Raw genomic sequence first — 25,908 nt, forward strand, 5'->3', positions numbered from 1 at the left:
CCAAAGTACAAAAAATAAAGGAGAGATGTTATGAAAAAAGCAGGAATCATTTTATCGATGGTGTTGGTGGCGAGCTCAGCTTTTGCAAAATCTGGAAATGTCGACAGATCCAATCTTTGTATAGATAAAGCAACGGAAGTTGCTCAGTCAATTGCCGATAAAAAATTTGGAAGTGAGATTGTCGATACGAGTTTGGCCGGTGGTCTTGAGAATATCCTGGTCGATATGTATCAGTATATTTCTTCAGACAATCAGGGAAACCGCGTTTCTATTCTTATAAAAATCGAAGGAAATACTTGCGCAGTTAAGGCCATTGATCTTGGTAACGAGTAGAGTTACTTAAAATGATAGTATCATTTGATACTATCATAGGTCGAGATGGCCTTGGCCTCCTGCGGATTCGGCGAAGACAAATAATTTAGATCGAACTTCTGTTGTAATTTGAGGTCTTCGCGCGTCCATGGAAAAGCGGCCACAAGCCAGTGCCAGACGAATCTGCATATTTTAATTGTTCTTTGACAGCAATTTCACCAGAATAGTCTTCATGAGAACTGTAGCAAATATTATGACAGCGAATCCAAAGATGATCGGCTCTGGCGATACTCTGACAGATGTTCTTCGTTTATTCCTGGAAAACGGAATCACCTCAAGCCCAGTCATCAATCCACTGGGTGAAATCTTGGGGATGCTCTCTGAGCTTACTTTGCTTAAAGCTTATATGCTTCATAAAACAAAATTTCTTAAGAGCGATAAAGTGGGACATCACATTGATCTATTGGAGCCCGTTTCTTTTGTTAAAGTAAGCGCGACCCTTGCGGAAGTTTTAAAGGATATGATCGCCACACCAACCCATCGCCTTCTGGTTAAAGATGATAAAGAAAAGATTGTCGGAATCATCAGTCCAAAGGACTTGATGAGGGCGATGTTAGGAGAGGCGAACCCCAATCAAAACATTAGGCAAAAGTTGCTAGAGACGCAGGCAGCTCTGGCGCAAAGTTCAAAAAAGATTGAAACCATTGAAAGAAGGTTGGAAGTTTATCAAAAGGCCTTCCAGGAAACTCCGTACATGATGCATGCGGTGAATGCTGACGGAAAGATATTAATGGCTAATCGTTGTGAACACGAGCTGCTCGGATACGAAGACGGTGAGCTCATTGGCAAGTCCATTTATGACATCTATCCTGAATCGGTTCACAGTGAGGCCGAGCGAGGGTTGAAAACAGTTATCGAGCAAGGCTTTCACCACATCACTTATACAACTCTGGTGAAAAAAGATGGCGGACGAATTCGCTGCGACATTGCGAGCTCTTCGTTGCTTGACGAAGGTGGAAAATTTCTTTCTACAATCACGGTTCTGCGTGCGATCGATTCAGAAGCTCTTTTACGAAGTCTTCACGGAATCGTCGATGACATTAATGGGCCCCTTGCCAAATATATTTCAATTTCTGAGCACGATAAAAAGGCAAAACCATCCAAAGTATGAGTGGGAAGTTGAAACTCGTCAAAATAGCGTATACCATGTTCGTTGGGTCTAATATTTAAGTGCTGATTGTCAGAAAGTAAGTTCATGAAAAAGAGTGTGTTGGTTTTATTCCTTTCCGTGCTGTCGATTGTGGGTTGTTCCGGAATTAAGGTCATTAATCCTAATGAAGAAAACAATGCAGGAACCTTGGCAGTTGATGCGAGCGGTGGGCAGCTTAAATTGGTAGCGACCTACACTTGCAAACTAGATTCAATGGGCAATCGCTTTTCGGCCGTCGGAAAAACTGAAGATGAAGCCCGCAAAGAGGTCGTCGCCAGATGCCACGACAGAACACTTTTTTCAGTATGCGAATCTGATAAAGTGAAATGCGTGAAAAACTAAATTTAGAATCTATTTACATCAAGCACGCCAAGATCCACGAATGGTTTTTTGTTCTCCATGAGATCTGCCACAAGCAAGCCTGTCCCTGCGCCACTCTGAAGACCCAGCATTTGATGACCTACAGCCAGCATGAGATTTGGAATGTCTTTGTGATATCCAATCAATGGAACGCCGTCAGGAGTGCAAGGTCTTAAACCAGCCCACAGTTCCTGCACTTCCAGCGTGTCGGGCAGGCGTAGGAATTCCCGGGCTCCGTTTTTAATATTATCGACACGACGTTGAGTGATGGAAAAATCCTGATCGACGAGTTCCAAGGTGCCGGCAATGCGCAGGGTATTTTCCCGTGGGGTCACGGCAATCTTCTTTTCCACAATCATAATCGGGTAGGTTGGTTGCTTTTCTAATTTGGGCAGTATCATCGCATAGCCCTTTCCACCCAAGATCGGAATGCGCAGACGCAAAAGTTTTGCCAGGGATTTTGACCAACTGCCTGTGGCAATAACAACTTGCTTGGCTTTTATTTCGCCTTGCGAGGTTAAAACCTTGTCCACCTTGTTGCCGGCCATCTCAAGATCCAGCAACTCACAGTTCTCTAGAATCTCACCACCATTTTTGCGAATTTCAGAAGCCATGGCTTGCACGACTTGGAAGGGTTCCCCCATTCCCTCTTGAGAGAAATAAACTCCTCCTAACAAAGGTCCCTTCAAGGCCGGTTCCATTGCCAGAATTTCTTCTCCAGTAAGTTTCTTTCCAGGAACTCCGACATCTTTAACATACTCGAGTTCTTCAACCGCTGCCGCAACACCGGCTGGAGTGCGACTGGCCATTAAAAGACCTTTTTGTTCAAAACGAATTTCTGGGTATTTTTGCCCGAGCTTTTCATACTCGATCAAACTTTTTTGAGAAAGTACCACCAGGGCATCCACGGCGCGACGAGCTTGGGTCGCATTCATAGCCTTCATAAAGTGAAAAAGCCAGGATGCTAAGTCTAAAGAGAAAGAAGGCTTAATATAGAGGGGACCCGCCGGATCGAGCATCCACTTCATGGATTTCATCAACATTCCAGGCATAGGCAGCGGCATGGAGAAGCATGGAGTCATCCAGCCAGCATTGCCGTAAGAACAGCCTCGACCCACATTGCCTTTATCAATAACACAAACACTGGCTCCACGGCGCGAAAGTTCTGCACCAATAGACGTTCCAATGATTCCGGCACCCACAATCAAAATATCAACTTCTTTTCTTTGCATATCCCTATTTGATGAACTTTTCTGTGGAAATGCAAGCATCCCGAATGGAGTTTGATCGCCAAAGTAGGGGGGGGAATATCAGTTCGGATTTTGCGAAAATTTAAATTATTATGGCTAACTTTTGTATGGGCTGGCTAGATTATAAGAATATTGTAATTCACATCTCAGGATCTATTGGAAATTGAAGGCCTTTTAGGTCTGTCTTCGTCCAATATGACATAAATTCAAGGAAATATTTATTGGAGTCTTCCGATAAGAGATCATGCAATTAAATAAGTTTTTTCTTATAATTTTCATTGGTGTTTTCTTCACTTGGTCAGCTTCTGCCGCGACTCATGCAAAGCAGAGCAGTAAGCGCACATCGAAGAAAGTCACTGTTAATAAAAGCCATTCTCGCAAGTCTGTCACAGTTCGAACGAAAAGTAACAGCAAAGCCAATTATAGCCCGGGCAGACTCAAAGCACAAAGTTACTTCCAGGCAAATCCTCGATCAGTTGCTAGCACGTCCCAGCATTCGAAGCACTCTCAAGGAAAGACGCGAGATAAAAAGGGGAAAGTTGCTGGTAACAGTAAGGCCAAAAGTAACTTCAAGAAGACTCATCGCTGATCCCCATAGTTTCACGGGTTAAAGCACTTTCAAAGTTGGATCAAGTCCCATATAATTGCTTCATGTGTGCAAGTTTTGGAGCTGCTAGTGAGTTTAATTTACTTCAGAAGACCTACCATGTAGAGCTTCCACCCATTATTGCGCTGCCTCAGCAAATCATCTTTCCACATACCGAAGCTCCAGTCATTGTCCGGAAGGAAGAGAAGTCACAAGTTCAATTGATGAACTATTCGCTCATCCCCTCATGGTCCAAGGAGCGAAAGCCGAAATTTGCAACCTACAATGCCCGCATTGAGGAAGTTTTGGCCAAGCCCTCATGGAAAGATCCTTTTAAAACCAGACATTGTCTTGTCCCGATTAAGGAGTTTTACGAGTCGGCTTACAAGGGCCGTTTTGCGGGTCATAAGATTTCCATCTTTAATGCTCATCAAGCTTTGCTTACCGCCGCAGGTATCTATGATGAGTGGTATGACCAGAAAACCGGAGAAATTGTGCAGAGCTTTGCAATTCTTACGACTGAACCCACTCAAGAGATACTGGACGCCGGTCACGACAGATCACCTATTTTCCTTCAAGAAACTGCTTGCAAAGAATGGTTGGACGGAAAAATGAGTGGGGAACGTTGGATTGAATTTTTAAAAAATCAAAGATGGGTCGGTGAGCTGGGGTTTAGTCAGTTGGAAAAACTGAAGGGCTATACGGGCCAGCTCTCCCTTTTTGGCGAAGATTGATCTTTCACGTCGAATCTAGTCTTCAAGAAACTTCACATTTCCAGAGGAAATATCGTACATGGCTCCGACCAGGCGAACCTTGTTTTGAGATTCCAGATCTCTAATGATCTGGCTGTTCTTTCTAATTCTGCCAACGGTGAGCCTTACGTTTTCTTCAGACACATGATCGACATGCTCATAAGATTCTGGATTGAAATTGGGTGTAGTGCTCTTGACGTTTTTCACAGCAGGCTCAATTTTCTTGAGAAGCTCGGTAAGGTGACCCAGTTTAACGTTGTCGCAGGCTCCTTTGACTGCACCGCACTTGGTGTGTCCCATGACCACAATCAATTTTGCTCCAACGACCGCTGTACCGTATTCCATGCTGCCTAAAATATCATTGTTTTCGATATTTCCAGCGACGCGAGCTACGAAGACTTCACCAATTCCTTGATCAAACACAACTTCAACTGGGACTCTTGAGTCCAGGCAACTTAACACCACAGCATACGGTTTTTGACCGTCTTTCGTCTTGTTAATTTGATAGTGAAAGTCATGGCCGAGTTGTTGATTGTTGAGGAAGCGCCTGTTTCCGTCCTTTAAGGCGGCGAGTTCGTCTTGAGGGGTTGCTGGTTCCTTACTGATATAGGCTTGAGGCGTTACCTCCGCAGAGGTGTTTTCCGCTTTCGGTTTCGTAGTTGAACAAGAACATAGCAAAGAAGCTAAAACTAAGGAGGCGAGCAATGTTTTCATGGCGATTTCCTTTGTTGGGGTATCACCGTCATCGCAGCACAATTTGGAATGCAAAGTTAGTTAAGTTGGGGATTTGCGGTATGATACAAAACAGTGCTCGTTGGCAAAGCAATGCGCATTTAGATTTCCTCGAAATTCCCTTTGGGTTCTGTTTTGCCATCCGTTTTATTTGATTCGTGATCGTCAGTCTTTGGCATTTCGGTAGGGACTTTAATGGTTGACGGAGACGCGGCCGGAGATGTTGTTGGCGCTGGGGTGGGAGTAGGCGATGCTAATCCCCATTCAGAGCGGCAGGCTTTCACCGACTCATTGATCCCGCCAGAATGAGGCCCTTGCAACTTCGTCACGGCACAATTAACGACCTCATTGGAGTCTTCGGCGCAAAGCTTTTCAGCATCCGCCGTTGATATTGACATCGATCGCACCCGAACCGTCGTCATGCATTGGATTTTGGTCTGAGTTTGAGCAAATGACTGAAGCGAACCCAGAAAAATTAATATTGTGCAGATGGTCCTCACGATGGCCTCCAAGTATGTTATCTAATCGGCCTAAGACTTGAACCGCAATAGGTATAGCAGCTAGCAGATTTTTAATTGGTATTTCTGTAACCTTGTTGGATCAAAATGAGACTGACAATTGAGAAGATCGACAGGTTGTGTGTTATTTTCCTGGGTGCTCGAAAAGAGTCGGAGTGCTGTGTTTGGAAAGGCTTACTGCGCGTTGAGGTTTGATATCAACATGGCGGCTTAAATATATTCCAGCTGAAACAGCGATGAAGATGACGATAAATGGAATCGATTCGATGAGGTTCATAATAGTATTTCCGTTGTTTCTTTTTTTCATAAATCCACCTAGTTAACTTTTAATCTAAGCGGGGTAAAAAAATCCTATTAACTGAAGTGGGTAGGATAAAGAAAAAGTAAAAGATGAGCAGTTTAAAGGCAGGAAGTGCCGCAAGTTGGTTGGCTGCTCCCAGTTTGTTCTGGCAGGTCCCGTAGTAGGCCAAAAATCCAGTATTGTCCTCAGACTTTGCTTTGAGTCACCGAATTGTCGAGAATCATTGCTTGGAGGATCCATTCCTATGAAGTTCGCATTTATTCTTTTCGCCTCATTAATTTCACTTCAAGCTCATGCTGGAATTCTATTCGAACCGATGGTTTCTTATGAATCAGGCTCCAACAACATCGAATTCACCACGGCCGGTGCCACCATGAGAGGAATGAGCAGTGATAAAAGTACCAATTCGGCTGTGAACTATGGAGCGAGATTGGGTTACCTTTTTTCTTCAGGTTTTTGGTTCGCGGGTGACTATTCTGCGGCAACCTCAGGTAAATCTAAGTTTGACTTGCACGAAGACAGCTTCGATCGCACGGCGATGGGGGTAGATCTGGGTATGTGGAATGGCCGATGGAATTTTTGGCTGGGATATAACATCAGTGACAAATTAGAATTCACTCAAGCTACCAATACTGAGAAGGAATATGTTTCTGGGACGTCAATGAAGGTTGGTATCGGCTATCTTCTTTTCAATCATATTGCGTTTAACATTGAGTACACTTACAGAAATTATACTACCGGGGACGAAAAATCGTCAGACATTGCGTTTTCTGATTTCTCAACTTACACAAAAAGCTTTACTCAGCAAAGTTACTCTGCTGGTTTGTCATTTCCGTTTTAAATTTGTCTGATGGTCTTATGAAAAAAGCCGCTTAAAAGTGCGGCTTTTTTTTTTGGTCTGACATCATTCGCGCGGGCGCACTTCAAGTAACTCCACATAAAATATTAGATTTGAATTCGGCTTGATGAATTTTCCGATTTGTCTTTCGCCGTAAGCTAGATGGGCGGGAACGTGCAGTGTGCGTTTGCCGCCTTCTTTCATTCCCATCAGTCCTTGATCCCACCCCTTAATCACACGACCGGACCCAATCACAAATTGAAAAGGGCGGCCATGATCAAAGGAAGAGTCAAACTTAGTCCCATCTTCCAAGAATCCTTCGTATTGGCAGATTACCAAAGCTCCCTTCACGGTTTCTTTGCCTGCGCCAACCAGGGTGTCGGTAATGACTAATTCAGTGATGCTCATTTTGATCTTTTCCTATAGAGATATTGAGTTCGCTCCAAGTCCACGGCCTTATTATTGGGAATTTCCAGAAAAAAATCCAGCTGCCATTGCTGAGTTTTTTTGGCTTGCTTGCTAGTGACTTGATCCCAGGGCGGGTAGACTCGAAGGGCCCGTTTGCCTTCCTTCGATGGGGTGGACAGGATCCCATGTTCGATCAAAGCCGACTTGGGAAACACAAATTGCCCGAAGCGGGATCCATTTCGAGTACTAATTACAAAAATGTCTACGGGGTCTGAGGAGTCATGAGGCTGGATGGGGCCTGAACCATAGCGTTTCCACAAGGTCACAAACTGTCCCACTTTTGTGGGGGTAATTTTGGCGACGCGAAATTTTATTGAGAGCTTATTAAGTTCAAAAACATAGGCTCCGTATTCGGCACTTTCCAATTCAGCGGTAGGTGCTGTTGCGAGATAGCCACAAGGATCGAAAATGAGCTCCTTGGCGGCTAGAAGGTCCTTATGGATAGCTGTGGTTTGAGACCAGGAACGTTTATTTGTCAATTTAAGGAACCTCAAGCTACTGGTGCGCTTCATGAGTTTATGGGAGCTCAGCAACTTAGAATGTTTCAGGCTTTCACACCATGAAATGTCGGAGTTTGGAAAATATTTAAGAAGCGTCTAGAAGCTCGACACTTCTTGGAAAGGCGTCGAACGTGGCTTGAGCCACAGTGGCGATTTCAGTCGGGAAAATGAGTTTTTAGACCCTTTCGAATCTTGATATTTAATTCAATCCCCGATGGACTTCTTGTCTAAAAAGGACCTCTCTTTTATAAAACCGAGTGTTTAAAACAAGGGGAGTCCGTGAATTTTCTAAGCCTCGCGCAAAAAATTAAAGATCGCCAAGCTGTTATTGGAATCATTGGATTGGGCTATGTTGGCTTGCCCTTATCTTTGCGATACGCAGATGAGAAATTTCAAGTTCTAGGTTTTGATATCGATGCTTCCAAAATCGACAAGATCTCCAAAGGTCAAACCTACATCGAACATATCGAGAATGCTTCCATCGCCAAGGCCGTGGCAAGCGGCTTTAGAGCCACAACGGACTTTACAGAAATTTCCAAAGTCGATGCAATCATCATTTGCGTTCCAACTCCACTGAACAAGTATCGCGAACCCGATTTGAGTTTTGTGATCGATACGGTCGAAAAGTTCATTCCCTATATGCGACCGGGGCAGATCGTCAGCCTAGAGAGTACTACTTATCCTGGAACTACCGATGAAGAGCTTTTGCCGCGTATTCAGTCTCGCGGTTTCAAAGTGGGCGAAGACAGCTTCCTTGTGTTTTCCCCAGAGCGCGAAGATCCGGGTCGTAAGGACTATTCAACGAAGACCATTCCTAAAGTTGTCGGCGGCTATACCTCAAACTGCCTGGAAATCGGTAAGCTTCTTTATGGAGCCGTTATTGATACGGTGGTTCCAGTGAGTTCTACCAAAGCGGCAGAGATGACCAAATTGCTTGAGAATATTCACCGTGCCGTGAACATCGGTCTTGTAAATGAGATGAAGATTGTTTGCGACAAGATGGGCCTAGATATCCATGAGGTGATTGATGCCGCCAGCACGAAGCCGTTTGGCTTTGTGGCTTATAAGCCTGGCCCCGGCCTGGGTGGCCACTGTATTCCTATTGATCCCTTCTATTTGACGTGGAAAGCCCGTGAGTATGGTTTGAATACACGATTCATTGAGCTTGCCGGGGAAGTAAACTCCAACATGCCTCAGTACGTGATGGATAAAATTTCTTATGCACTTAACGAAAGAGAGAAATCTCTTAAAGGGGCCAAGGTATTGGTTCTGGGGATTGCTTATAAAAAGAATGTCGATGATATGCGCGAAAGCCCGAGTGTGATGATCATGGAGCACCTTCGCGATAAGGGTGCGGTCATTGATTACTTGGATCCCCATGTCCCTGTTTTCCCTAAAATGCGTGAGCATAAATTCGACTTGAAAAGCATTGAAATGACGTCTGCCAAAATTGCCTCTTATGACTGCGTCTTGGTGGCGACGGATCACGACAAATTTGATTACGATATGATTTTGAATTCCGCTCAAGTGATTGTCGATGCTCGCGGTCGTTACCGTGGCAACCACGCTAAGGTGATTAAGGCGTAGATGAGAAAAGTACTCGTCACCGGCGTGGCCGGTTTTATAGCAAGCAAAGTCGCTGAGTTTCTACTCGCTGACGGAGTTGAGGTTGTCGGAATTGACAATCTCAACAGCTATTATGACGTTCGCCTTAAGAATTGGCGTCTTGAACAGCTTCAAGGTCAAAAGATCTTTCATTTTGAAAAAATCGATATTGAAGATCAAAGCGCCCTCAAGCAGCTTTTTGACCAGCATCAGTTTGATGTTGTATTTAACTTGGCAGCCCGTGCCGGGGTCCGCTACAGCATGGAAAATCCCCATGTCTATATGAGCACCAATGCTCAAGGATCTTTGAATCTTCTGGAAGAGATGCGCCGAACGGGTGTTAAAAAGTTCATTCTTGCTTCGACTTCTTCGCTGTATGCCGGCTTGGCGATGCCATTTAGTGAAGAGCTTCCTGTGAATGCGCCGATCTCACCTTATGCAGCCTCTAAAAAGGCGGCCGAGGTCATGGCCTATACCTACCACTATTTATACGGGATTGATGTTTCGATTGTTCGCTATTTCACTGTCTTTGGACCCGCCAGCCGCCCGGATATGGCGATCTTCAGATTTATTGAATGGATTGATCGCGGCGAAAAAATTCAGCTCTTTGGCGATGGAGCCCAATCCCGCGATTTTACCTATGTGGACGATATTGCCCGTGGAACTATTTTGGCAGCGAAACCCCTGGGATATGAGGTGATCAATCTCGGTGGCGGACGCAATCCGATCAGCGTGAGCCGTGTGATTGAGGGGATGGAAAAAGGTCTTTCTAAAAAAGCCGTGGTTGATGTTTTGGACTCGAATAAGTCCGATATGAAACAAACATGGGCTGATATTGCAAAGGCACAACGACTCCTTGGGTGGAAGCCTGAGGTGGATTTTGAGATGGGTTTGGAGCGAACGATCGAATGGCATCGTAAGAATACGGCCTGGTTGCAGGAAGTAAGTCTTTAAATCGTTAGCTGTGATTTTTATTTGAATATTTGTTTTGTTTTTTGATGTGAGGGGTTTTTATGCGTATTTCGGTAATTGGTACTGGCTATGTGGGTTTGGTCACTGGAACCTGCTTTGCTGAAAAAGGGAACCAAGTTTTGTGCGCAGACATTGATGCAACAAGAATTGAAAAGTTAAATCAAGGCATTGCTCCATTTTATGAGCCAGGTCTTGAAGAGTTGATCAAGAAAAATGCATCTAAAAAGCGTCTTCACTTTACTGCCAATATTCAAGAGGCCATGGAATCCGCGGAAATGTTAATGATTGCCGTAGGAACTCCGTCTGACTTGGATGGTTCTACCGATTTAAGTTATGTGATGAGCGTTGCAGAAAGCATCGGTCAACACATGAATGCTGATAAATATGTTGTTGTTAAATCCACTGTTCCAGTGGGAACTTGCGAGGCTGTTCGCAACGTTATCGAAAGAGTTCTCCGTGCCCGTGGTGTGAACTATAAAGTTCAAATCGTCTCAAATCCTGAGTTCCTGCGCGAAGGTGCCGCTCTCGAGGACTGTCTCTATCCACCTCGCGTGATCGTTGGTGTCGAAAATGATGAGACTCAACAGGTTATGCTTAATTTGTACCGTCCCTTTGTAGAGGACACATCGAAAATCCTTTTTGTCGATATCTTCTCGTCCGAAATGACGAAATATGCAGCCAATGCGATGTTGGCAACTCGTATTTCATTCATGAATGAGCTTTCGCGCATTTGTGAGGTGACCGGCGCCAATATTGATTTGGTTAAAAAAGGCATGGGTATGGATCCGCGCATTGGTCCGCACTTCTTGAACGCTGGAGTGGGATATGGCGGTTCTTGCTTCCCTAAAGACGTCAAGGCCCTGATAAAAACAGCACGTAATATCGGCAGCGAACTCAGTATCTTGCAAGCTGTTGAAGAAGTGAATCAGCAACAACACGATCATTTCTTTAAAAAAGTTCAAGACTACTTCAAAGGTCAGCTTGAAGGAAAAACAATCGCAATGTGGGGGCTCGCATTTAAACCGGGTACGGATGACCTTCGTGAGGCTCCGGCACTTCGTTTGATTGAGAAGTTTCTCTATTACGGGGCTCGCGTCAAAGCGGCAGACCCGATCGCTCTTGAAGGAGCTCGTAAACTACTGAGCTTCGAAAGTCGGGTTGAACTCTTTGATTCCTTCTATGAGGCCCTTAACGGCGCGGACGCTTTGGTGATCGTGACGGAATGGCCTGAATTTAAGGGCGCAGATCTGAATCAGGTAAAAGCTTCGTTGAAAAACTCTGTCATCTTCGACGGCCGAAATATCTTTTTGCCATCTGAAATGGAAGAGTTGGGCTTTGACTATATCAGCATCGGTAAAGAGATGGGGTTGGGATTGCAGAAACAAACGGCAATTTTGCAACCTCAGCAAATCACCAATCAGTGGATTAACTAGGTAAGGGAGAGAACGAGTGTCGAGATCTCAAACCCAAATCTTTGATGGAATAAGTGGCCTGGTTTTTAAGAAACAACCTTGCTTGGGAAGCTATGCCAAGGTTGGTTTTTTAAATCCACAAGTGGGCTCTTTGCACATCATCTATGACAGTCAGGCTCCTTGGCTTTTAGCTCTTATTGAAAAGCATTTCGGTAAGATCCCCGAGACTTTGACCTATGAGCAAATTCACCAGGTTTTGCGTAAAGTAAAACGTTTTCTATTAATTCAAAAAAGCCTTCAGCATCTGGGACTCAACAAAACTAGAGTCTTGGGTGGAGTGCGTGAACACTACTATTTTGATGAACCTTTTGCGCTGCTTTCGCAAATCAATATTCTATTGGTTCTTGCCGCAAAGGTGATGTTCGAGAAGTTTACACGGATTGAAACCAGAATTGTCGCGCTGGAGTCTCTAGAGACCAAAGCTCTTTGTTGGACTTTGGTGATGAAGGTTCATGATAACAGAGCCGTTAGCTGCATTTTTGATGCAGCCTTCACATTGCCTCGTCTTCATTTGGAAAAATTTGAGAATGGCTTGTTACTCGGGCACTTCCGTTTGTTGGAAGAAAGCGTTTTGGTGACGCCTGGCCAGAAGGAATGGACAACTCAGAAGAAGTCTTTGTCTATTTTCGGTGAGCGTGGGCAGGAGCTGCATTTCCATGTCATGGGGCGTACACCCGCGGAAAGACGTTTCGAGAATGAAGAGGCGCTTATTGCGGCGGCTCAGGGCTCACAATTGGTTCCAATTGAAATCAATTTCCATCCGTTCTGGCGTCCGTTGGGCCACACGACTTTACGTATTGGTCGTCATCTGTTTGAACTTTCGGCAACAGGCTGGAAGGCTCACAATCAGGGAGCCAATACGGCGCGTGCTTTTATCTTTAATAATCCATTCTTCCGTAAACAATTGGGTCTTTTCTCTGACCAAGGCATGCCACCGATTTCTATTGGTGTGACCTTGCTTGTTCCTAAGGACAAGGTTGAAGTCTTGCAGGTTATTCTTGAAAACCTGGCGGCCTCTCAAGGGGCTCAGAAGGAAAAGTTCAGTCTTTTGAAGAACAACTGTAATCAAGGTATTGTGAGAGTTTTGACTCAGGCGGGGATCGAGGGATTTGATCACAAAGGCTATCTCGAATTCAGTACGGTTTTGACCTATCGCCAGTTGCTATTGGATCCGCAGTATCCTGTTGAGGGCTTGCGTATTTATCCTTTGCCAAACACGAACTTTGACGAAGCAACCTTGCGCTCATGGATTCCCGCTTTGCTTTACCGAAATAATACTGTCTCTAGAGAAGTGCGCAGGGCTCTTCCTGTCTTTCCGAGGGACTTCTTTTTCATCAATTGGAAGCGTCTTATGGCGCAGGTTCAGCGTTTGGGGGGCAGTCATGCGGATCTCTAGTTTGTCAGTGATCTTCGTTTTGTTGTTGGGCTCTATAGGACAGGCCGCTCCGGTCTTTAAGTATTTTCTTAATGATAACGATCTGATTGCGGAAAAATGTACCGATGATGGCGAGACAATCAGCAGTAAAATCAGTATGTCTTTCGCCGTGCCAGCGGAAGATGTTGTGGAGACTCAACTTCGCGTGAAGGCCTGCACTCACAAGTACGGATTGAAGAAGTTAACATTCAGCTTTGCTTTGCCACTGGCCTTATTCGACGAAAGTTTGTTGCTGCAAATGCCGATCGAGAAAGCTCAGAAGATCGGCAAAGTGTGGGTCACTCGTGAAGCCAATTTAAAAGGCAAAGCCGTGTTCTCTCTGTCTCCAGAGTCCTTCGGATCCAAAGCTGACGGCGTGTCATCTATAAGATACTTCGTGGCGATGGATGAGAGTGAACGTCATGCTTTACTTGAGAAAACCCAAGGTCGCTTTGTTTGGTCCGGCTTAAGTATTGTTTATAAAAAAGGTTTCCTGATGCCCACCGTGAACTTGCGTGGTGATTTGACTGTGGTCGAGGAAGAGTAAAGATATTCATGGTTAGAGTTCTGTTTCCTTTGATATTACTAACGACAATGAACACCCAGGCGCAAACCGTCTTGGAGTGGAAGCCTTTGCTTCATAAAGTGTATGGTCAAAACTCAGAGATTCTTTCTTTGCAGAAGCAAAAAGATTCGGCTTACTATCAAAAGTCGGCAGTAAAATCTGACTTTGCTCCGTCTTTGTTCCTTTTTGCGGATCGCACTCGCCAAGAGGAAAAAACAAGCTTTCGCGATACTGATGTCACGACCGACACCTATGGACTGAAGGCTTCGTGGAACCTCTTCAATGGGTTCTCCACTTACAATACTGTTCGCAAATATTCTGCTGAAGAAAATCAGAGTGAATCCCAAATCCGTCTTAAGATGGCGGATATTCGTTATCAACTTCGTCGTGCCTATATTCAATGCCTTATTTCCCAGCGGGCTTTGACAACCTGGAAGCGACTGTTGCAGCTCCAAATCGATCAATTGTCGATTGTTCAAATTAAATACAACAAAGGTGTCGAGGCCCTGTGGTCTGTTGAGATCTCCAAAGCCAATGTTGAAGTCACAAAGGCGACCATTGAGCTGGAGCTCAATAACTTTTCTAAAGCACGTTCAAATATGGAAGTCCTGATCGGCGAGCCCCTTCCTGCAAATATTGAATTGGTTGATGACCTGGATGCACTTCTAAAAACCGAAGTGAAAGGGGAGTTGTCGCCAAATCACCCCGAGCTGACTTTGTTACAACAACAAGTGGAAGAAGCCGGGGCTGATACCTCGATTCAAAGAGCGGGATATTTGCCTTCACTCAAAGCCAATTTGCAATGGGCTGATGCGAAAATCGAAAGTCAAGATACGACACATGATAATCAACTCAGTCTGACGTTGACCTTCCCCTTGTTCGAAGGTTTCTCGACAACAAACCAAACTTCAAAAGCCCGGGCGATCGTATTAGCGCGTGAGTACACACTAACTGACAGTCGTCTGCGCTTGGAGGCCGATGTTATACAGGGACGCTCCTTGTATTCTGCGAATTTGAAGTTTCTTAAAGCAAAATCCAGCGAAGTAAAAGCCACGCAATTGTGGTCCCAAACCATCGAGAAACAATATCGATTGGGTGTCAGAAAGTACTCTGATTGGGATCAGGCACAGACAAAAATGATAACAAGTGAAAGAGATTATCTCTCAAGTTTGAGAGACACCTTGGAAAGCCGTATCCTTTTGGAAAAGACATTGGCTGTAACGGAGGAAATGTGAAAAAGCAGTGGATAGCCTTATTGGCGGCATCGCTATTATTGGTGGGGTTTGTCGGATATCGGTCGTTCAAAGCCTCGAATAAGAGCGATTGGAAGAGTATCAAACCTTCTCAAGCCGAATTGGTGATCAAGGTCACAGCCAACGGTTCAGTCACTCCTCGCAACAAACTGGTTGTGACGACTCCGATTTCGGGCCGAGTGGATCGCGTTTTGGTCGAAGAAGGCGCTAAAGTTCGCAAAGGGCAGCAAGTGGCTCTTCTGAGTTCTAGTGATCGCGTGGCTCTGATGGATTCTCTAAATCAAGGTCTTGATGCCGGGGAACAACAACGTCTTAAAGACATGTATCGACCAACTCCAATTCTGGCGCCAGCGGCGGGTACTATCGTCCTTCGGGCAGTGAATCAAGGTCAGTCGGTCAACACCGAAACTACACTCTTTGAGATTTCCGATATGCTTATCGTGATCTCCAAAGTGGATGAAACAGATATTGCAAAAGTTCGGGTTGGACAGGCTGTTGAAATCAGTATTGATGCTTACGCTGGCCATAAGTTTGCCGGAATTGTGGATCGTATTGGACAACAAAGCACGGTTACCAATAACGTCACGACTTATGATGTCTTTATTTCTCCGAAAGAGACTTTTCCGGACAATATCAAATCAGGAATGTCTTCAAGTGTAGACTATCTGATTTCCAAGAAAGACAATGCTCTTTTGATTCCAACCTGGCTTTCTGAGGGGCGTAAGAATGCTAAAATGGAATTAATGATCGCTGACGCTTCTGGAAAGCCTCAGAAAAAAGAAGTGCTTTTGGGGGAATCCAACGGTGACTCCGTGGAGGTTGTCGAAGGACTGACCAGTACGGATGAATTGTTATACAAACCATTGACCTATGAAACAGAAACTAAAGGCGCGCCCTTCAGCGTCGGCGGTAAAAAATCAAAATAATGAAGCCACTTATCAGTATTCGTAATTTGAAGAAACAATATGTCACCGATGTCGGGGACGGCGAACTTATTGAAGTCGCCGCTTTGGCGGGGGTGGATCTTGATATTCATCAGGGCGAATTTGTGGCGATCATGGGGCCGTCGGGATCCGGTAAATCCACTTTGATGCAGATCCTCGGTTTATTGGATCGCTCAACAAGTGGGGAGTTTCATTTAAACGGCCAAGACATTGGGAAAATGAACGATGACCAGTTGGCAGAACTGCGTTCACATCTCATTGGTTTCGTATTTCAATTTTTCAACCTATTGCCTCGTTCGACCTGCATCGACAATGTCGCTTTGCCAATCATCTATTCAGGCGGGCCCAATCCTCAGGAACGTGCCATTGAACTATTGAAGACCGTGGACCTTGGTCACCGTTTGACTCATCGTCCGCATCAGCTTTCAGGTGGTCAACAGCAGCGTGTGGCTATTGCCAGAGCTTTAGCTAACAATCCTAAAATTATTTTTGCTGACGAACCCACGGGGAATATCTCTTCACAACAAACTGAAGAAGTTCTGAACCTTTTGGATGACCTCAATAAAAAAGGTGTCACGATCATTCTAGTGACCCATGAACCGGAAGTAGCGCACCGTGCGCGTCGTTTAATCACCATTCGTGATGGAGTGGTTGAAGGGGATGAAACTCTTCAAGAGCCAAGAATTCGCTGTACCCAGCCGGAGCAGATCCCGGTGAAAGAGAAAGCTGATTCCTTCCATTGGAAACGTTCCCGTGAAAACCTTCGTATGGCCTGGGGTTCTTTGACGTTGAATTTGCTTCGCACCAGTCTGGCGACATTAGGGGTGATCATCGGTATTGCCTCCTTCGTTGCCATGGTGGCCATTGGTGAAGGTGCCAAAAAAGCTGTCGGCGATATGATTTCCTCATTGGGTACGAACATCCTTAATATTCGTGCGGTGAATCCCCGCGGAGCTAAGGGGACTAACGACAACTATCGCAAGTTTGAGATCAACGATTTCGAAGCATTGCAGCAGTTTGCCAAGACAGTTCCCGCCATCAAGAATGTCGACACTCAAGTTTATGGGGATGTGACGGTCTCGTATCAAAATAAAAACTCGGTTGTTGAACTTATGGGCGCAACTCCGACAATCGAGGGTATGCAGAATTTCAAGCCGATTATGGGTCGGTTTTTTACCGAAGATGAAAATCACATGCAGGCTCGCGTGGCCCTCATAGGTCAGACCGTTGCCCAGAATCTATTTGGCGATCAGAATCCGGTGGGTTCGATGATCAAACTTAATAAGGCCGAGTACCAAGTCATTGGCCTTTTGCCAAGAAAAGGGGCGACGGCCTATAAGGATCGCGATGAATTGATCATCGTTCCGTTGCGCACGGGTATGAACCGAATTCTAGGTCGGAAAAGTTTGGCCGTTATGACAGTTGAAGCCGTGGATTCTGCCTATATGAATCGCGCGCAGGCCAGTGTTGATGATTGGTTCTATGAATATCGCCAACTCAAAGACGGTGAAGCGAAAAACTATGAAATTCGCAACATGAATGACATTCAACAGCTCTATACCCAATCGACGGGAATTATTTCCTCAATGCTGAAGGCGATTTCCATTGTCGCGTTGTTGGTGGGTGGAATTGGAATTATGAACGTGATGTTTGTCTCAGTGAAAGAGAGAACACGCGAAGTGGGTTTAAGGAAAGCCATCGGCGCCAAGCGATTGGATATACTTTCTCAATTCCTGGTCGAGTCTGTGCTGATTGGTCTTTTCGGTGGGATTGTCGGAATGATATTAGGTTATCTTTTGTCGATTGCTGCCAGTGAGCTTTTGGATTGGGCGACACTGTTCTCAGTCGGGTCCGTCGTGATTGCTTTTGTATTTTCTTTTGTGGTGGGATTGGTGTTTGGTTTGTGGCCAGCAAAGCAGGCTTCAGAGCTGTCGCCGATTGAAGCCCTTCGTTACGAATAATAATCTCTAAAAAATTGATTGTGGCAGGAATGCCGGTGGTTGAAGTACTTCGGGGAGCCCGAAGTACTTTATTATTTACTCGCCTTTGAGTTGTTTTGCTGTGGGAGCACGTCGATAGTTGTCGTGGTAGGCTACCAAAGGGGATGTCGGAGTTTCTCGGCAGTAGACGCCAATTTTCAAATAAGGACCTTTGTCGTCGTTGTATCCAATCGGTCCGCGGTAGTCGACGATCTGCTGACCGTTTCTCCAAATTTGCACAAGGCCGGTGGCCTCATAAGACCAAAATACTCGAACAACGAAATCGTTCCATTCACCTTTCTTAAAGGCGCGGTCTTGGTAAAATGTCAGCTCTGGACCGGGAACTCCCTTTTGAATTTTCTCGGCGTTGTAACGGCCTGTAATGGCAAGCTCACCAGTTCCACGCAAGCGAATCGCGATGGGTGGATTGCGATCGCCATCGCCTGGGTCTTGCTGGTCATGCCATTGCGCAAAGACGCAAGAGTTGGATTCAGTGACAGGAAATTCTTCCGGGACATAGAAAGACAGTGAATACCAGGTTTCCTTAAAAAGCGGCGCAAAATAAGGATCACGCAATTCTGAACGGAATCCGCCAGAAACGTTTTCGTCTTTGCGAAGTTCGAAGCGAACCGCTTTTTTGCCTGAACGCACGACATCACTTTGAATAATTGCCGAATGATCTTGAGGTATGCGCTTGATGTCCCAGCCGGAAAAGTCACCCTTTTCAAAATCAGAGAAAAAAACTTCAGAAGCCTGCTCTGGAAGTTTTTTACCCATGCCATGGGCTTGCATGGAAGCCAGGATAACGAGAGCGATATAAAGGTGATTCATGATTGAATCCTTTCTTTGGTGTTTTTCAAGAGGTATTGAGACGTCTTTTCAGAACCATTCAACTCGACCTCAAAAGAGGGCCAAGGTTGTTGAAGACGGTCGTTCATAATTTTTGCCAAATTCGCTGTGCCAAGATCTTCATCGTAAATGACGGATAGAAGATTCTGGGAGGCCATGCGGGACGCCCGCAGATTCTGTTCAATATTTTCCATATAAGGATAGACCAGGGCCGGTGTCTTCGTGTTGAGGATGTTCATCACGGTATTATAACCGGCCAGGCTGATAGAAAGAGCCACCTGAGAAAGCTCTTCTTCAAAGTTATGCAAGAAAGTTTCGATCTTCAGCTGCGGATTGGCTTCAGATTTTTGTTTGAGGGCTGTCTTTAGTTCCACAGAGGCATAGGGGCCTGGGACCACTCTAAAGAGGTAGTCTGAAAAATGCGGAAGTGTTTCAAGGACTGCAAGAACCATTTTATCGCCGACAACTCCGCCGCCCATGCTGACGAGGATTTCCTTGCGGCGTAAAGAAGCTGTTTTGGTCTTTGGTGTTTCAGCGACAAAACCTGTGTAATATAATTTTTCTTGCAGACTGTTTGCCAGTGAGAATGTTTCTTCCAGTTTGAGAATACGTTCGTCCGAATGCACGAGGACGGCATCATAGTGCTCTTGCACCAAGCCCGCCATTTTTTTCTCGCGCTCGTGAGAGTTGGACTTTTCCACCAAAATATCACGAACTGAGGTTGTCACAAATATTTGAGGATTTGCAGATCGAGCTGCTTTAATAAGATTCACCACCTCGGTCTTAAATTTATTGCGGCCAAAGGGGAAAAGCTCTGTGACGATAACGTCAAAGGAATTGTTTTGCAGAAGTGACTCGATAGCAAGGTTGCGTTCGGAGAAGATCTGTTCGGGGCTTTTCAATCCTGCCGGATCATAAAGACTGGAATCTGATTCCTTCATCAAGAGAGGAGAGAGGAAATGATGATGGTAAGAGCTATTTGTAATGCTCTTACCAACATCGGGTCCTCCTTGAAGGAAGTGCACTTCAAAGTCCTTGATTAAGGATTCAGAAATCGCCAGGGAGCGAGTCAAATGACCGATGCCCAAAAGATGCTGGCAATAAAAAAGAAGACGCGGTTTGTTCAAACTCATTTGTAAGGCCCTAAAAGAGTTGCGCAATTTTTGATAAGGTTTGAACTGTCGAAAACTCGAGCTACTTTCAAGCGGGCCGCTTTACCTAAATTGCGGGCTTTGTCGGTATTGGAGATGAGATCTGTGAGGACCTGAGTCAAGGCCTGAGCATCCTTCTCTTCAATTAGAATCCCATCTTCATTGTGAGAGATAAGTTCCGGGATTCCTGACACATTGGTGGCGACAACTGGAAGTTCCATCGCCATGGCTTCGGCAACTGTGTTGGGAATGCCGTCGCGGTCACCACTTTCAGTCAACTTAGAGCCACAGATAAAGATCCCACCCTGATTCAGGCGCTCAATAATTTGTGGATGAGTGGCGGTGTAGTGAAATTTGATCTCGTTCTGCAGACCCAAAGTATCGCGCAACTGCAAAAGTTCTTTTTTGAGTTCGCCAGAACCAAAGATGTCATAAGAAAATTCATGACCCTGTTGTTTTAGTGTTTGCAGAGCCGTGAAGATCACGTCGTAGCCCTTTTTTTCGACCAGACGTCCAACGCTGACAAAACGGCAAAGTTCTGCGCGGGAGTAAGATTTTTCCACAGTAGGTTTAAAGGAATTCAAGTTGATGCCGTGATAGACCTTGTGAACTTTATGATGTTGAACGCCAGGAAGCTTTTGCATGAACTCATGATTGTAGCTGGTGCAAGTCATAATGAGTTCAGACCCATTGATGCGTTCAGTAAGATGTTTTGGAGAGATGGTGTAAATGTCTTTAGCGTGAGCTGAAATTGAATAACGCAATCCTGCGATATTTGCCATGTACCAGGTCATCTCGGTTGGCGTGTGTGCAAAATGAGAATGCAGGTGGTGAATCGGGGAATTTTGAGTACCCAGGTTTTTCTTAGAGACCAACCATCCAGCCTGCAAGAATCGTTTGATCGGGCTGTCATCCCATTGCAGTAAGGACCGGGAGGATGCAATGCTTAAATATTTTAGATAGCGCAAGGGGAAACGCAGAAAGCTTTTTAGGTTTTCTTGTGCGACAGTGCTGAATTCTTGCCAGATATATTCAGGCACATAGGTCACAGGAGCCTGAATCAAGGAAACAATGGGTTGACGTTCAGGTTCGCGTGCTTTGCGCATCGAAAGAATTTCGATTTTAAAGCCCTGTTGTTCCAGTAAATAAATTTCTTGCGCGATGAAAGTTTCGCTGACTCGAGGATAGCCTTTTAGAATAAAGCCTATGGCGGTATTTTTCATAAGATGCCTTTAACGAAGAGCTCGCGGAATTCTGAAAGTCCACGTGCTTTAAATGTCGGAGCCTGTTGTTTCTTCTCTAATCTGTTTACAATCAAGTTAAGTAAAGTGTCGATCGTGAGGGAATCTGGTGCGAGGTAGTCACAAAGACCCAGTTCACTAAAGACGGAGGCACGGATCAATTGCTCTTTGCGGGGCTGGACTCTGGGTAGAATAATGGGTTTCTGGCCCATAACAACCAATTCAGTCATTGTGTTATAGCCGCCCATAGAGACGACCAGGTCGCTTTGTTGGAAAACGGAGAAAGAGTCACTGACAAAGTCTTTAACCGATAGTTGCGGCATTTGAGTTTGCAGGTCCTGCAATTTTTTAACAGATTCAGGATTGGCAAAAGGTCCGGCTAAAATATAGGAATTAAAAGGCAATGAGGAAGCTTTTGACTCCAGCATTTGCGTGTAGAGTTTCAAGATGTCGTCGCCGTCACCGCCGCCGCCCAAAGTTAATGTCACAGTCGGAAGGGTGTTTTCGAACGGCATTTTAAAAGTGCTATGATTGAGGTTCTCTTCCGGATGCACATAGCCCACATACAAAAGCTTTGCAGCAAGTTCCGGGTCCAAATTGTACTCTTTGGCGAAATCATAAACATGCTTTTCGCCATAGATGAGGACGTAGTCGAAGAATCTCTGCAAGGATTCTTTGGTGTCACGCTTGTTCCATTCGTCTTGGACCGCCTCAGTTTCATCCAGGATATCTCGGAAGCCACAGACCACTTTGCAGTTCTTTTGCTGGGTTTTGAGATACTCCAAAGTGGGAAGAAGTTCTCGTTTTACCCCGAGGGGCTCTTTGTCGATGATCAGAACGTCAGGTTGGAATGCACGGGCGGCACTTAGAATCAAAGAAGATCTGAGATTTACAAAGCCGTCGATAGGAATATTCAGACTGCGTGGCACGTACTGGCCGGTGACTTGTTTAGTGAAACCAGGGAGATTGAGATACTCAATGCCTTGAGACGACGAATAAGCGCTGGCTTTCGGAGACGCACAGATAATTAAAATGGACTTGTCACTGCCAGCGATTTCATTGGCTAACTTTTGGGTTCTGCGGATATGCCCCAGGCCAAAAGTGTCATGTGAGTAAAAGATAATGCGCTTATGCTTAGACAAGGGTGGCCTCCTGGGCAGACCAAATATCTTTGTAGCTGAGAACAGGAATTCCTTTGGATTTTACTTCCATCAGAAATAGATCGAGAGTTTCGAAATCAGTGTCTTCCATGTGTTTATGGTGCAACATGACTCCGCAAAGAGCGCTGTTTTGCCATTGGCTTTCAACCTGTTGCCAAATTCCCTGTGGCGAAGTGATTTTGCCTTTTTTGGAAGTGTGAACGTCGACATGAATGTTGATCTCAAGAAGGCCAGGAACCTGGGCTGCTTTGTCTCCATCGCGGGAAAGAACTTTGAATCCCGATTCTTTTAGAACGGGAATGAAGTCGTCATCGATACGATTCCATGGCGGTGTGAAGGCCTCAAAATAGAGATCAGGAAAAAGATCACGTGTGATCTGCAAAGACTTCTGCAGGTCATGTGAGACACCTTCGAGGGTTCTCTGGCTGCCGAACTCGGCTTTCTTGCCCTGGGTTTGGTGATCCAAGTGCGAGTAGCCATGGGAGTGAATCTCCAAAAGTCCCTTATCTTGAGAGAAGGCGCCTTTCTTGTAGCTGTCATGACAGTACAAAGGAATTGCGGCCGTACAGAGAACGATTTCATGCTTTCGGAAAAGATTCATCAATCTTTCGAATTGTTGGGGCATCCATCCGAGGTCATCGTTACGGAAGAATAGAGACTTTTGATTCATCGTATACCCTCAATATATTTTTTCTTAAGGTGCTTGGTGATATTTCCCAGATCGTGGCGCAGGAGTATTCCCGAGAGCCCTCGAAAGCGGACATTCTTCTTCTTTTCAATAATTCGCGTATAGGCGCCCATCAGTTGGGGGCGGGATAGAAAACCTGTCCATTGGCCAGGGACGCCTCTGTTGGTGTTAATCTCTAAGATGCGAATTGTTCCATTATCAAAAACCAAGAGATCCAGGCCCCAAGCCTGACCCGCTAGAAATTCCTTGGGAAGTTGGTTTAAAAAATCCTGAACGAAATCCTGCGCCCAATAGAACTTTTGAGAGTTCTTGATTTCATTCATAGACCAGCGAGAGAAGGAAGCTCCCTTGATCACATCGTCCTCGTAGGTATGGATACGAATTTCTTCGTAGTGCTTGGCCTTTTCAATCAAGGGATAGCCCGCCAGAGTGCCGATGTTTTCCTGAAGAAGGAATTCCTCGCCGCTGGCAACCTTGTCGATGAGCTCTGCATAATGGGGTTTTGTCGCAAAAAGGGTCTGCATCAGTTCAGGTTGTTTTGAATGCAGAGCTTTTAAAATCGCGTTCGTTGAGAAAAGATAGAGACCTTTTTCTCCACCCGTATTGATCACGGTAGTTGGTTTCAATACGGCCTCAGTGGGAAACTCTGATCTTAAGGCGATTTCAATTTTTTCGAGAGGTGCTAACTCTTGCTCAGCAGTGAGCAGTGCATGTTTGTTGAAAAACTCACGCAGGCCCATGGTGTGAGGATGGTACAAGTGCAGCCCTGATTTGATATTGGCAGACAAAGCTTTATACAAATAAAGCTTGTCGGTGAAAAGTCCCGTGCGCTCTGAAACTTCAACCAGGTTATGTGTATACAATGCCTTGAGCCAGTCATTGCGAACCGGGCGGCAAGAGATGGGTTTTAGATTTTTCACGCTTGCACCTCTGCCTGTAGGAGTTGTCGGTAGTAGAGGTTTGTTTCCAGTAGCAGACTGTGGGATTCGAGCAGAGGTTCCTGCTGCTTATGGAAGAACAGCACTTCATTTGCAAAATCGAACTCCTGAACCCGGTGGGTTGAGAACAAAACAAGTTCTTTGCAATCTGCAAGCTGACGTAAGGACTTCATCACGTGAGTGGCTGAAACCGGATCCAAGCCTGAAGTAGGCTCGTCGAAAACAAAGATAGACGCGGAGGCTGCACGTAAGAAACCCCGAGCCAGACTCAGACGTTTGCTTTGACCGCCGGAAAGTTGAACACCGGCTTCGCCAATCATTGTTTCCAGGCCTTGCGGAAGTTGGCGGACAAATTCCGCAGCATTGACTTGCTCCAAAGCCTGCCAGATTTGGGCTTCCGTGACGGATTCTTTCAGAGCCAAAGTAAGATTGTCCCTGACGCTGATCGAGAGGAAGAAGGGATCTTGTGAGATCAAGCAAACGTGGCGGCGCAGGTCGTTGAGGCGAATATCTTGCAGCGGTATCCCATTGATCAGGATGCGACCCGAAGTTGGGTCATTAAGGCGATTGAAGAGCTTGATGAAAGTGCTTTTACCGACGCCCGAAGAACCGACCAGGGCAATGAGTCTGTTTTTTTGAAGGTGCAAATTGAGGTTCTTAAGAATGGGTTCACCTTGAGAGTACTTGAAGCCAACTTGCTCGAACTCGATGGCGGTTGTGGAGTGTTCCATTGAGTTCTGGGCTGTAGAAATCTCAAGAGTCCCATCAACCTCAGGGAAGTTCTTTTGTTCTTCAAAAAGTTCTTGAATGCGTTCAAGGCTGGCAGAGGCTTTTCCATAGCGGGAAATAAAGTTCGCGATTTCCCCCACAGGACGATTGAGGGCTTCAAGGTAGCTAACAAAGGCAAAGAGGGTGCCCAAGGTCAGGTTGCCTTCCAGAATGGCATAACCACCCAAGAGCAAAACCAAGGCACGTATAACGTGGCGGGATCCAGAAAATGTTCCGTTCAAAAGAGCGCCAAAGAATTTGCTTTTCAGAAACGATTTGTTGATCTCGTTTTGACCATGCTTGAGTCTGGAAATGGCGTCGCCTTCGCCGCGAAGGGATTTGATAAGCGACATCGCCGAAAGAGTTTGCATGGTCTCATGTTCAAATTTGTTGGTTTTCGATCGATAGTCTTTCTCGTGCAGTTTGATTCTATTCGAGATGATCGTGATGGAGATATAGAATGCTGGAATCAACAGCAACATCAACAATGCAAAGCGGGTGTTGATAATGAACATGGATGCCACAGCAAAGATCAAGCTTGGAAGTGAGCGGAAAAGAACTACGAAGCTGGATGAGACAAAGAGCTCTAAGTTTTGGGTGTCGCCAGATATTCTTCCTAGCAAGTCGACTTTGCGTTTTCCTTCGAGATAAGAAAACTGGCGAGTGACGAGCTCATTGAGTAAATTCAAACGAACGCTGGTGACCAAGCGGGAGACGCTGAAGTTGGTGAAGCGTTCATCTAGAAATTCCAAACCGGTCATGCCAATGCCGATGATGAGGCTGGCTAGAACGGCGAGGTTTAGGATGTTCGCCCGTGAGATTTCGAAGCTGAAGAATTTGATCAGTTCACTGGGATGTACATTCGCAGTCAGAGCATGATCTAGAGCAAAGCGAATCGGCAGTGGGAAGAGCACGAGAAACAGCGATTGAGCGAATAAAACAAGGCAGCAAAGGGCTATCAGCCCCTTTTGTCGTTCAAGCTCATTTCTTAAAAATCGGTATTGCGATCGCATCAGAAGAGGCACTATACTCTTCGCATAGGGAAGTGCCCAGCAAGGGGTGAGGCTTTGGGAAAAATTTCA

The 25,908-nt window shown here is 45.5% G+C and carries 26 protein-coding genes; 13 read left to right on the forward strand and 13 right to left on the reverse strand.

Annotated features, from left to right (window positions below):
- Positions 1-30 precede the first annotated feature (30 nt).
- The 3 genes from NWE73_RS07780 to NWE73_RS07790 all read left to right on the forward strand — a co-directional run bounded on the left by NWE73_RS07780 (position 31) and on the right by NWE73_RS07790 (position 1,864).
- A complete protein-coding gene (locus NWE73_RS07780; RefSeq protein ID WP_277577737.1) occupies positions 31-333 on the forward strand; it encodes a hypothetical protein in 303 nt (100 codons plus the stop codon).
- Between the two features lie 211 nt (positions 334-544).
- Positions 545-1,483: a CBS domain-containing protein gene (locus tag NWE73_RS07785; RefSeq protein ID WP_277577738.1), complete on the forward strand. Its 939-nt coding sequence runs from the start codon at positions 545-547 to the stop codon at positions 1,481-1,483.
- Between the two features lie 84 nt (positions 1,484-1,567).
- The gene (locus tag NWE73_RS07790; RefSeq protein WP_277577739.1) at positions 1,568-1,864 is read left to right on the forward strand and encodes a hypothetical protein; all 297 of its coding nucleotides are present in this window, start codon (positions 1,568-1,570) and stop codon (positions 1,862-1,864) included.
- Positions 1,865-1,866: 2 nt separating this feature from the next.
- On the opposite strand, the gene NWE73_RS07795 is transcribed toward NWE73_RS07790, so the two are convergent.
- Positions 1,867-3,114 (reverse strand): NAD(P)/FAD-dependent oxidoreductase, encoded by a 1,248-nt coding sequence (locus NWE73_RS07795; protein WP_277577740.1) that lies wholly within the window; start codon positions 3,112-3,114, stop codon positions 1,867-1,869.
- Positions 3,115-3,783: 669 nt separating this feature from the next.
- On the opposite strand from NWE73_RS07795, the gene NWE73_RS07800 reads away from it, so the two are divergent.
- A complete protein-coding gene (locus NWE73_RS07800) occupies positions 3,784-4,452 on the forward strand; it encodes an SOS response-associated peptidase (protein ID WP_277577741.1) in 669 nt (222 codons plus the stop codon).
- A gap of 15 nt (positions 4,453-4,467) precedes the next feature.
- Here NWE73_RS07800 and NWE73_RS07805 read toward each other — a convergent pair whose 3' ends face one another.
- From NWE73_RS07805 to NWE73_RS07815, 3 genes are all read right to left on the reverse strand, one after another.
- Positions 4,468-5,184 (reverse strand): carbonic anhydrase family protein, encoded by a 717-nt coding sequence (locus NWE73_RS07805; RefSeq protein ID WP_277577742.1) that lies wholly within the window; start codon positions 5,182-5,184, stop codon positions 4,468-4,470.
- A 119-nt stretch (positions 5,185-5,303) separates the two neighbouring features.
- Positions 5,304-5,624: a hypothetical protein gene (locus tag NWE73_RS07810; RefSeq protein ID WP_277577743.1), complete on the reverse strand. Its 321-nt coding sequence runs from the start codon at positions 5,622-5,624 to the stop codon at positions 5,304-5,306.
- A 220-nt stretch (positions 5,625-5,844) separates the two neighbouring features.
- Complete coding sequence (locus tag NWE73_RS07815; RefSeq protein WP_277577744.1) at positions 5,845-6,027, reverse strand: hypothetical protein; 183 nt, start codon at positions 6,025-6,027, stop codon at positions 5,845-5,847.
- A 238-nt stretch (positions 6,028-6,265) separates the two neighbouring features.
- On the opposite strand from NWE73_RS07815, the gene NWE73_RS07820 reads away from it, so the two are divergent.
- The gene (locus tag NWE73_RS07820) at positions 6,266-6,862 is read left to right on the forward strand and encodes an outer membrane beta-barrel protein (RefSeq protein ID WP_277577745.1); all 597 of its coding nucleotides are present in this window, start codon (positions 6,266-6,268) and stop codon (positions 6,860-6,862) included.
- Positions 6,863-6,925: 63 nt separating this feature from the next.
- On the opposite strand, the gene NWE73_RS07825 is transcribed toward NWE73_RS07820, so the two are convergent.
- Both NWE73_RS07825 and NWE73_RS07830 read right to left on the reverse strand, forming a co-directional pair.
- Positions 6,926-7,267, reverse strand: coding sequence for an FKBP-type peptidyl-prolyl cis-trans isomerase (locus NWE73_RS07825; protein WP_277577746.1), 342 nt, complete (start codon positions 7,265-7,267; stop codon positions 6,926-6,928).
- Complete coding sequence (locus NWE73_RS07830) at positions 7,264-7,839, reverse strand: MepB family protein (protein ID WP_277577747.1); 576 nt, start codon at positions 7,837-7,839, stop codon at positions 7,264-7,266. The genes NWE73_RS07825 and NWE73_RS07830 overlap by 4 nt, the downstream gene beginning before the upstream one ends.
- Before the next feature lie 267 nt (positions 7,840-8,106).
- Between NWE73_RS07830 and NWE73_RS07835 the strand changes: the two genes are divergently transcribed.
- From NWE73_RS07835 to NWE73_RS07870, 8 genes are read left to right on the forward strand one after another with little or no spacing between them, the layout of a single operon-like run.
- Positions 8,107-9,414 (forward strand): nucleotide sugar dehydrogenase, encoded by a 1,308-nt coding sequence (locus NWE73_RS07835; RefSeq protein WP_277577748.1) that lies wholly within the window; start codon positions 8,107-8,109, stop codon positions 9,412-9,414.
- Entirely contained in the window at positions 9,415-10,386 is a 972-nt protein-coding gene (locus NWE73_RS07840) for a GDP-mannose 4,6-dehydratase (protein WP_277577749.1), read from the forward strand. It abuts the gene before it with no gap.
- Positions 10,387-10,445: 59 nt separating this feature from the next.
- On the forward strand, positions 10,446-11,837 hold the full coding sequence (locus tag NWE73_RS07845) for a UDP-glucose dehydrogenase family protein (protein ID WP_277577750.1): 1,392 nt from the start codon (positions 10,446-10,448) through the stop codon (positions 11,835-11,837).
- A 16-nt stretch (positions 11,838-11,853) separates the two neighbouring features.
- Positions 11,854-13,272: a hypothetical protein gene (locus NWE73_RS07850; protein WP_277577751.1), complete on the forward strand. Its 1,419-nt coding sequence runs from the start codon at positions 11,854-11,856 to the stop codon at positions 13,270-13,272.
- The gene (locus NWE73_RS07855; protein WP_277577752.1) at positions 13,259-13,837 is read left to right on the forward strand and encodes a hypothetical protein; all 579 of its coding nucleotides are present in this window, start codon (positions 13,259-13,261) and stop codon (positions 13,835-13,837) included. Before NWE73_RS07850 ends, NWE73_RS07855 begins: the two co-directional genes overlap by 14 nt.
- Positions 13,838-13,845: 8 nt before the next feature.
- Positions 13,846-15,090 carry a TolC family protein gene (locus tag NWE73_RS07860; RefSeq protein ID WP_277577753.1) on the forward strand — a complete coding sequence of 415 codons (1,245 nt, stop codon included), beginning with the start codon at positions 13,846-13,848 and terminating at the stop codon, positions 15,088-15,090.
- Positions 15,087-16,034, forward strand: coding sequence for an efflux RND transporter periplasmic adaptor subunit (locus tag NWE73_RS07865; protein WP_277577754.1), 948 nt, complete (start codon positions 15,087-15,089; stop codon positions 16,032-16,034). Before NWE73_RS07860 ends, NWE73_RS07865 begins: the two co-directional genes overlap by 4 nt.
- Complete coding sequence (locus NWE73_RS07870) at positions 16,034-18,013, forward strand: ABC transporter permease (protein ID WP_277577755.1); 1,980 nt, start codon at positions 16,034-16,036, stop codon at positions 18,011-18,013. Before NWE73_RS07865 ends, NWE73_RS07870 begins: the two co-directional genes overlap by 1 nt.
- Positions 18,014-18,088: 75 nt before the next feature.
- Here the strand turns inward: NWE73_RS07870 and NWE73_RS07875 are convergent, their stop codons facing one another.
- From NWE73_RS07875 to NWE73_RS07905, 7 genes are read right to left on the reverse strand one after another with little or no spacing between them, the layout of a single operon-like run.
- Entirely contained in the window at positions 18,089-18,862 is a 774-nt protein-coding gene (locus NWE73_RS07875; protein ID WP_277577756.1) for a polysaccharide lyase, read from the reverse strand.
- Positions 18,859-20,013: a glycosyltransferase family protein gene (locus tag NWE73_RS07880; protein ID WP_277577757.1), complete on the reverse strand. Its 1,155-nt coding sequence runs from the start codon at positions 20,011-20,013 to the stop codon at positions 18,859-18,861. The genes NWE73_RS07875 and NWE73_RS07880 overlap by 4 nt, the downstream gene beginning before the upstream one ends.
- A complete protein-coding gene (locus tag NWE73_RS07885; RefSeq protein ID WP_277577758.1) occupies positions 20,010-21,254 on the reverse strand; it encodes a glycosyltransferase in 1,245 nt (414 codons plus the stop codon). The genes NWE73_RS07880 and NWE73_RS07885 overlap by 4 nt, the downstream gene beginning before the upstream one ends.
- Entirely contained in the window at positions 21,251-22,414 is a 1,164-nt protein-coding gene (locus NWE73_RS07890) for a glycosyltransferase family protein (protein ID WP_277577759.1), read from the reverse strand. Before NWE73_RS07890 ends, NWE73_RS07885 begins: the two co-directional genes overlap by 4 nt.
- Positions 22,407-23,102 (reverse strand): DUF2334 domain-containing protein, encoded by a 696-nt coding sequence (locus tag NWE73_RS07895; RefSeq protein ID WP_277577760.1) that lies wholly within the window; start codon positions 23,100-23,102, stop codon positions 22,407-22,409. Before NWE73_RS07895 ends, NWE73_RS07890 begins: the two co-directional genes overlap by 8 nt.
- Positions 23,099-24,040, reverse strand: a complete 942-nt coding sequence (locus tag NWE73_RS07900; RefSeq protein ID WP_277577761.1) for a hypothetical protein — start codon at positions 24,038-24,040, stop codon at positions 23,099-23,101. The genes NWE73_RS07895 and NWE73_RS07900 overlap by 4 nt, the downstream gene beginning before the upstream one ends.
- A complete protein-coding gene (locus NWE73_RS07905; RefSeq protein ID WP_277577762.1) occupies positions 24,037-25,839 on the reverse strand; it encodes an ABC transporter ATP-binding protein in 1,803 nt (600 codons plus the stop codon). Before NWE73_RS07905 ends, NWE73_RS07900 begins: the two co-directional genes overlap by 4 nt.
- Positions 25,840-25,908 lie beyond the last annotated feature (69 nt).

The organism is Bdellovibrio svalbardensis, assembly GCF_029531655.1.
Taxonomy (GTDB): domain Bacteria; phylum Bdellovibrionota; class Bdellovibrionia; order Bdellovibrionales; family Bdellovibrionaceae; genus Bdellovibrio; species Bdellovibrio svalbardensis.

Bases quoted from the DNA above. Each gene is read 5' to 3' on its own strand.
- NWE73_RS07780 (WP_277577737.1), top strand. From the start codon at position 31: ATGAAAAAAGCAGGAATCATTTTATCGATGGTGTTGGTGGCGAGCTCA.
- NWE73_RS07785 (WP_277577738.1), top strand. From the start codon at position 545: ATGAGAACTGTAGCAAATATTATGACAGCGAATCCAAAGATGATCGGC.
- NWE73_RS07790 (WP_277577739.1), top strand. From the start codon at position 1,568: ATGAAAAAGAGTGTGTTGGTTTTATTCCTTTCCGTGCTGTCGATTGTG.
- NWE73_RS07795 (WP_277577740.1), bottom strand. From the start codon at position 3,114: ATGCAAAGAAAAGAAGTTGATATTTTGATTGTGGGTGCCGGAATCATT.
- NWE73_RS07800 (WP_277577741.1), top strand. From the start codon at position 3,784: ATGTGTGCAAGTTTTGGAGCTGCTAGTGAGTTTAATTTACTTCAGAAG.
- NWE73_RS07805 (WP_277577742.1), bottom strand. From the start codon at position 5,184: ATGAAAACATTGCTCGCCTCCTTAGTTTTAGCTTCTTTGCTATGTTCT.
- NWE73_RS07810 (WP_277577743.1), bottom strand. From the start codon at position 5,624: ATGACGACGGTTCGGGTGCGATCGATGTCAATATCAACGGCGGATGCT.
- NWE73_RS07815 (WP_277577744.1), bottom strand. From the start codon at position 6,027: ATGAAAAAAAGAAACAACGGAAATACTATTATGAACCTCATCGAATCG.
- NWE73_RS07820 (WP_277577745.1), top strand. From the start codon at position 6,266: ATGAAGTTCGCATTTATTCTTTTCGCCTCATTAATTTCACTTCAAGCT.
- NWE73_RS07825 (WP_277577746.1), bottom strand. From the start codon at position 7,267: ATGAGCATCACTGAATTAGTCATTACCGACACCCTGGTTGGCGCAGGC.
- NWE73_RS07830 (WP_277577747.1), bottom strand. From the start codon at position 7,839: ATGAAGCGCACCAGTAGCTTGAGGTTCCTTAAATTGACAAATAAACGT.
- NWE73_RS07840 (WP_277577749.1), top strand. From the start codon at position 9,415: ATGAGAAAAGTACTCGTCACCGGCGTGGCCGGTTTTATAGCAAGCAAA.
- NWE73_RS07845 (WP_277577750.1), top strand. From the start codon at position 10,446: ATGCGTATTTCGGTAATTGGTACTGGCTATGTGGGTTTGGTCACTGGA.
- NWE73_RS07855 (WP_277577752.1), top strand. From the start codon at position 13,259: ATGCGGATCTCTAGTTTGTCAGTGATCTTCGTTTTGTTGTTGGGCTCT.
- NWE73_RS07860 (WP_277577753.1), top strand. From the start codon at position 13,846: ATGGTTAGAGTTCTGTTTCCTTTGATATTACTAACGACAATGAACACC.
- NWE73_RS07870 (WP_277577755.1), top strand. From the start codon at position 16,034: ATGAAGCCACTTATCAGTATTCGTAATTTGAAGAAACAATATGTCACC.
- NWE73_RS07875 (WP_277577756.1), bottom strand. From the start codon at position 18,862: ATGAATCACCTTTATATCGCTCTCGTTATCCTGGCTTCCATGCAAGCC.
- NWE73_RS07880 (WP_277577757.1), bottom strand. From the start codon at position 20,013: ATGAGTTTGAACAAACCGCGTCTTCTTTTTTATTGCCAGCATCTTTTG.
- NWE73_RS07885 (WP_277577758.1), bottom strand. From the start codon at position 21,254: ATGAAAAATACCGCCATAGGCTTTATTCTAAAAGGCTATCCTCGAGTC.
- NWE73_RS07895 (WP_277577760.1), bottom strand. From the start codon at position 23,102: ATGAATCAAAAGTCTCTATTCTTCCGTAACGATGACCTCGGATGGATG.
- NWE73_RS07905 (WP_277577762.1), bottom strand. From the start codon at position 25,839: ATGCGATCGCAATACCGATTTTTAAGAAATGAGCTTGAACGACAAAAG.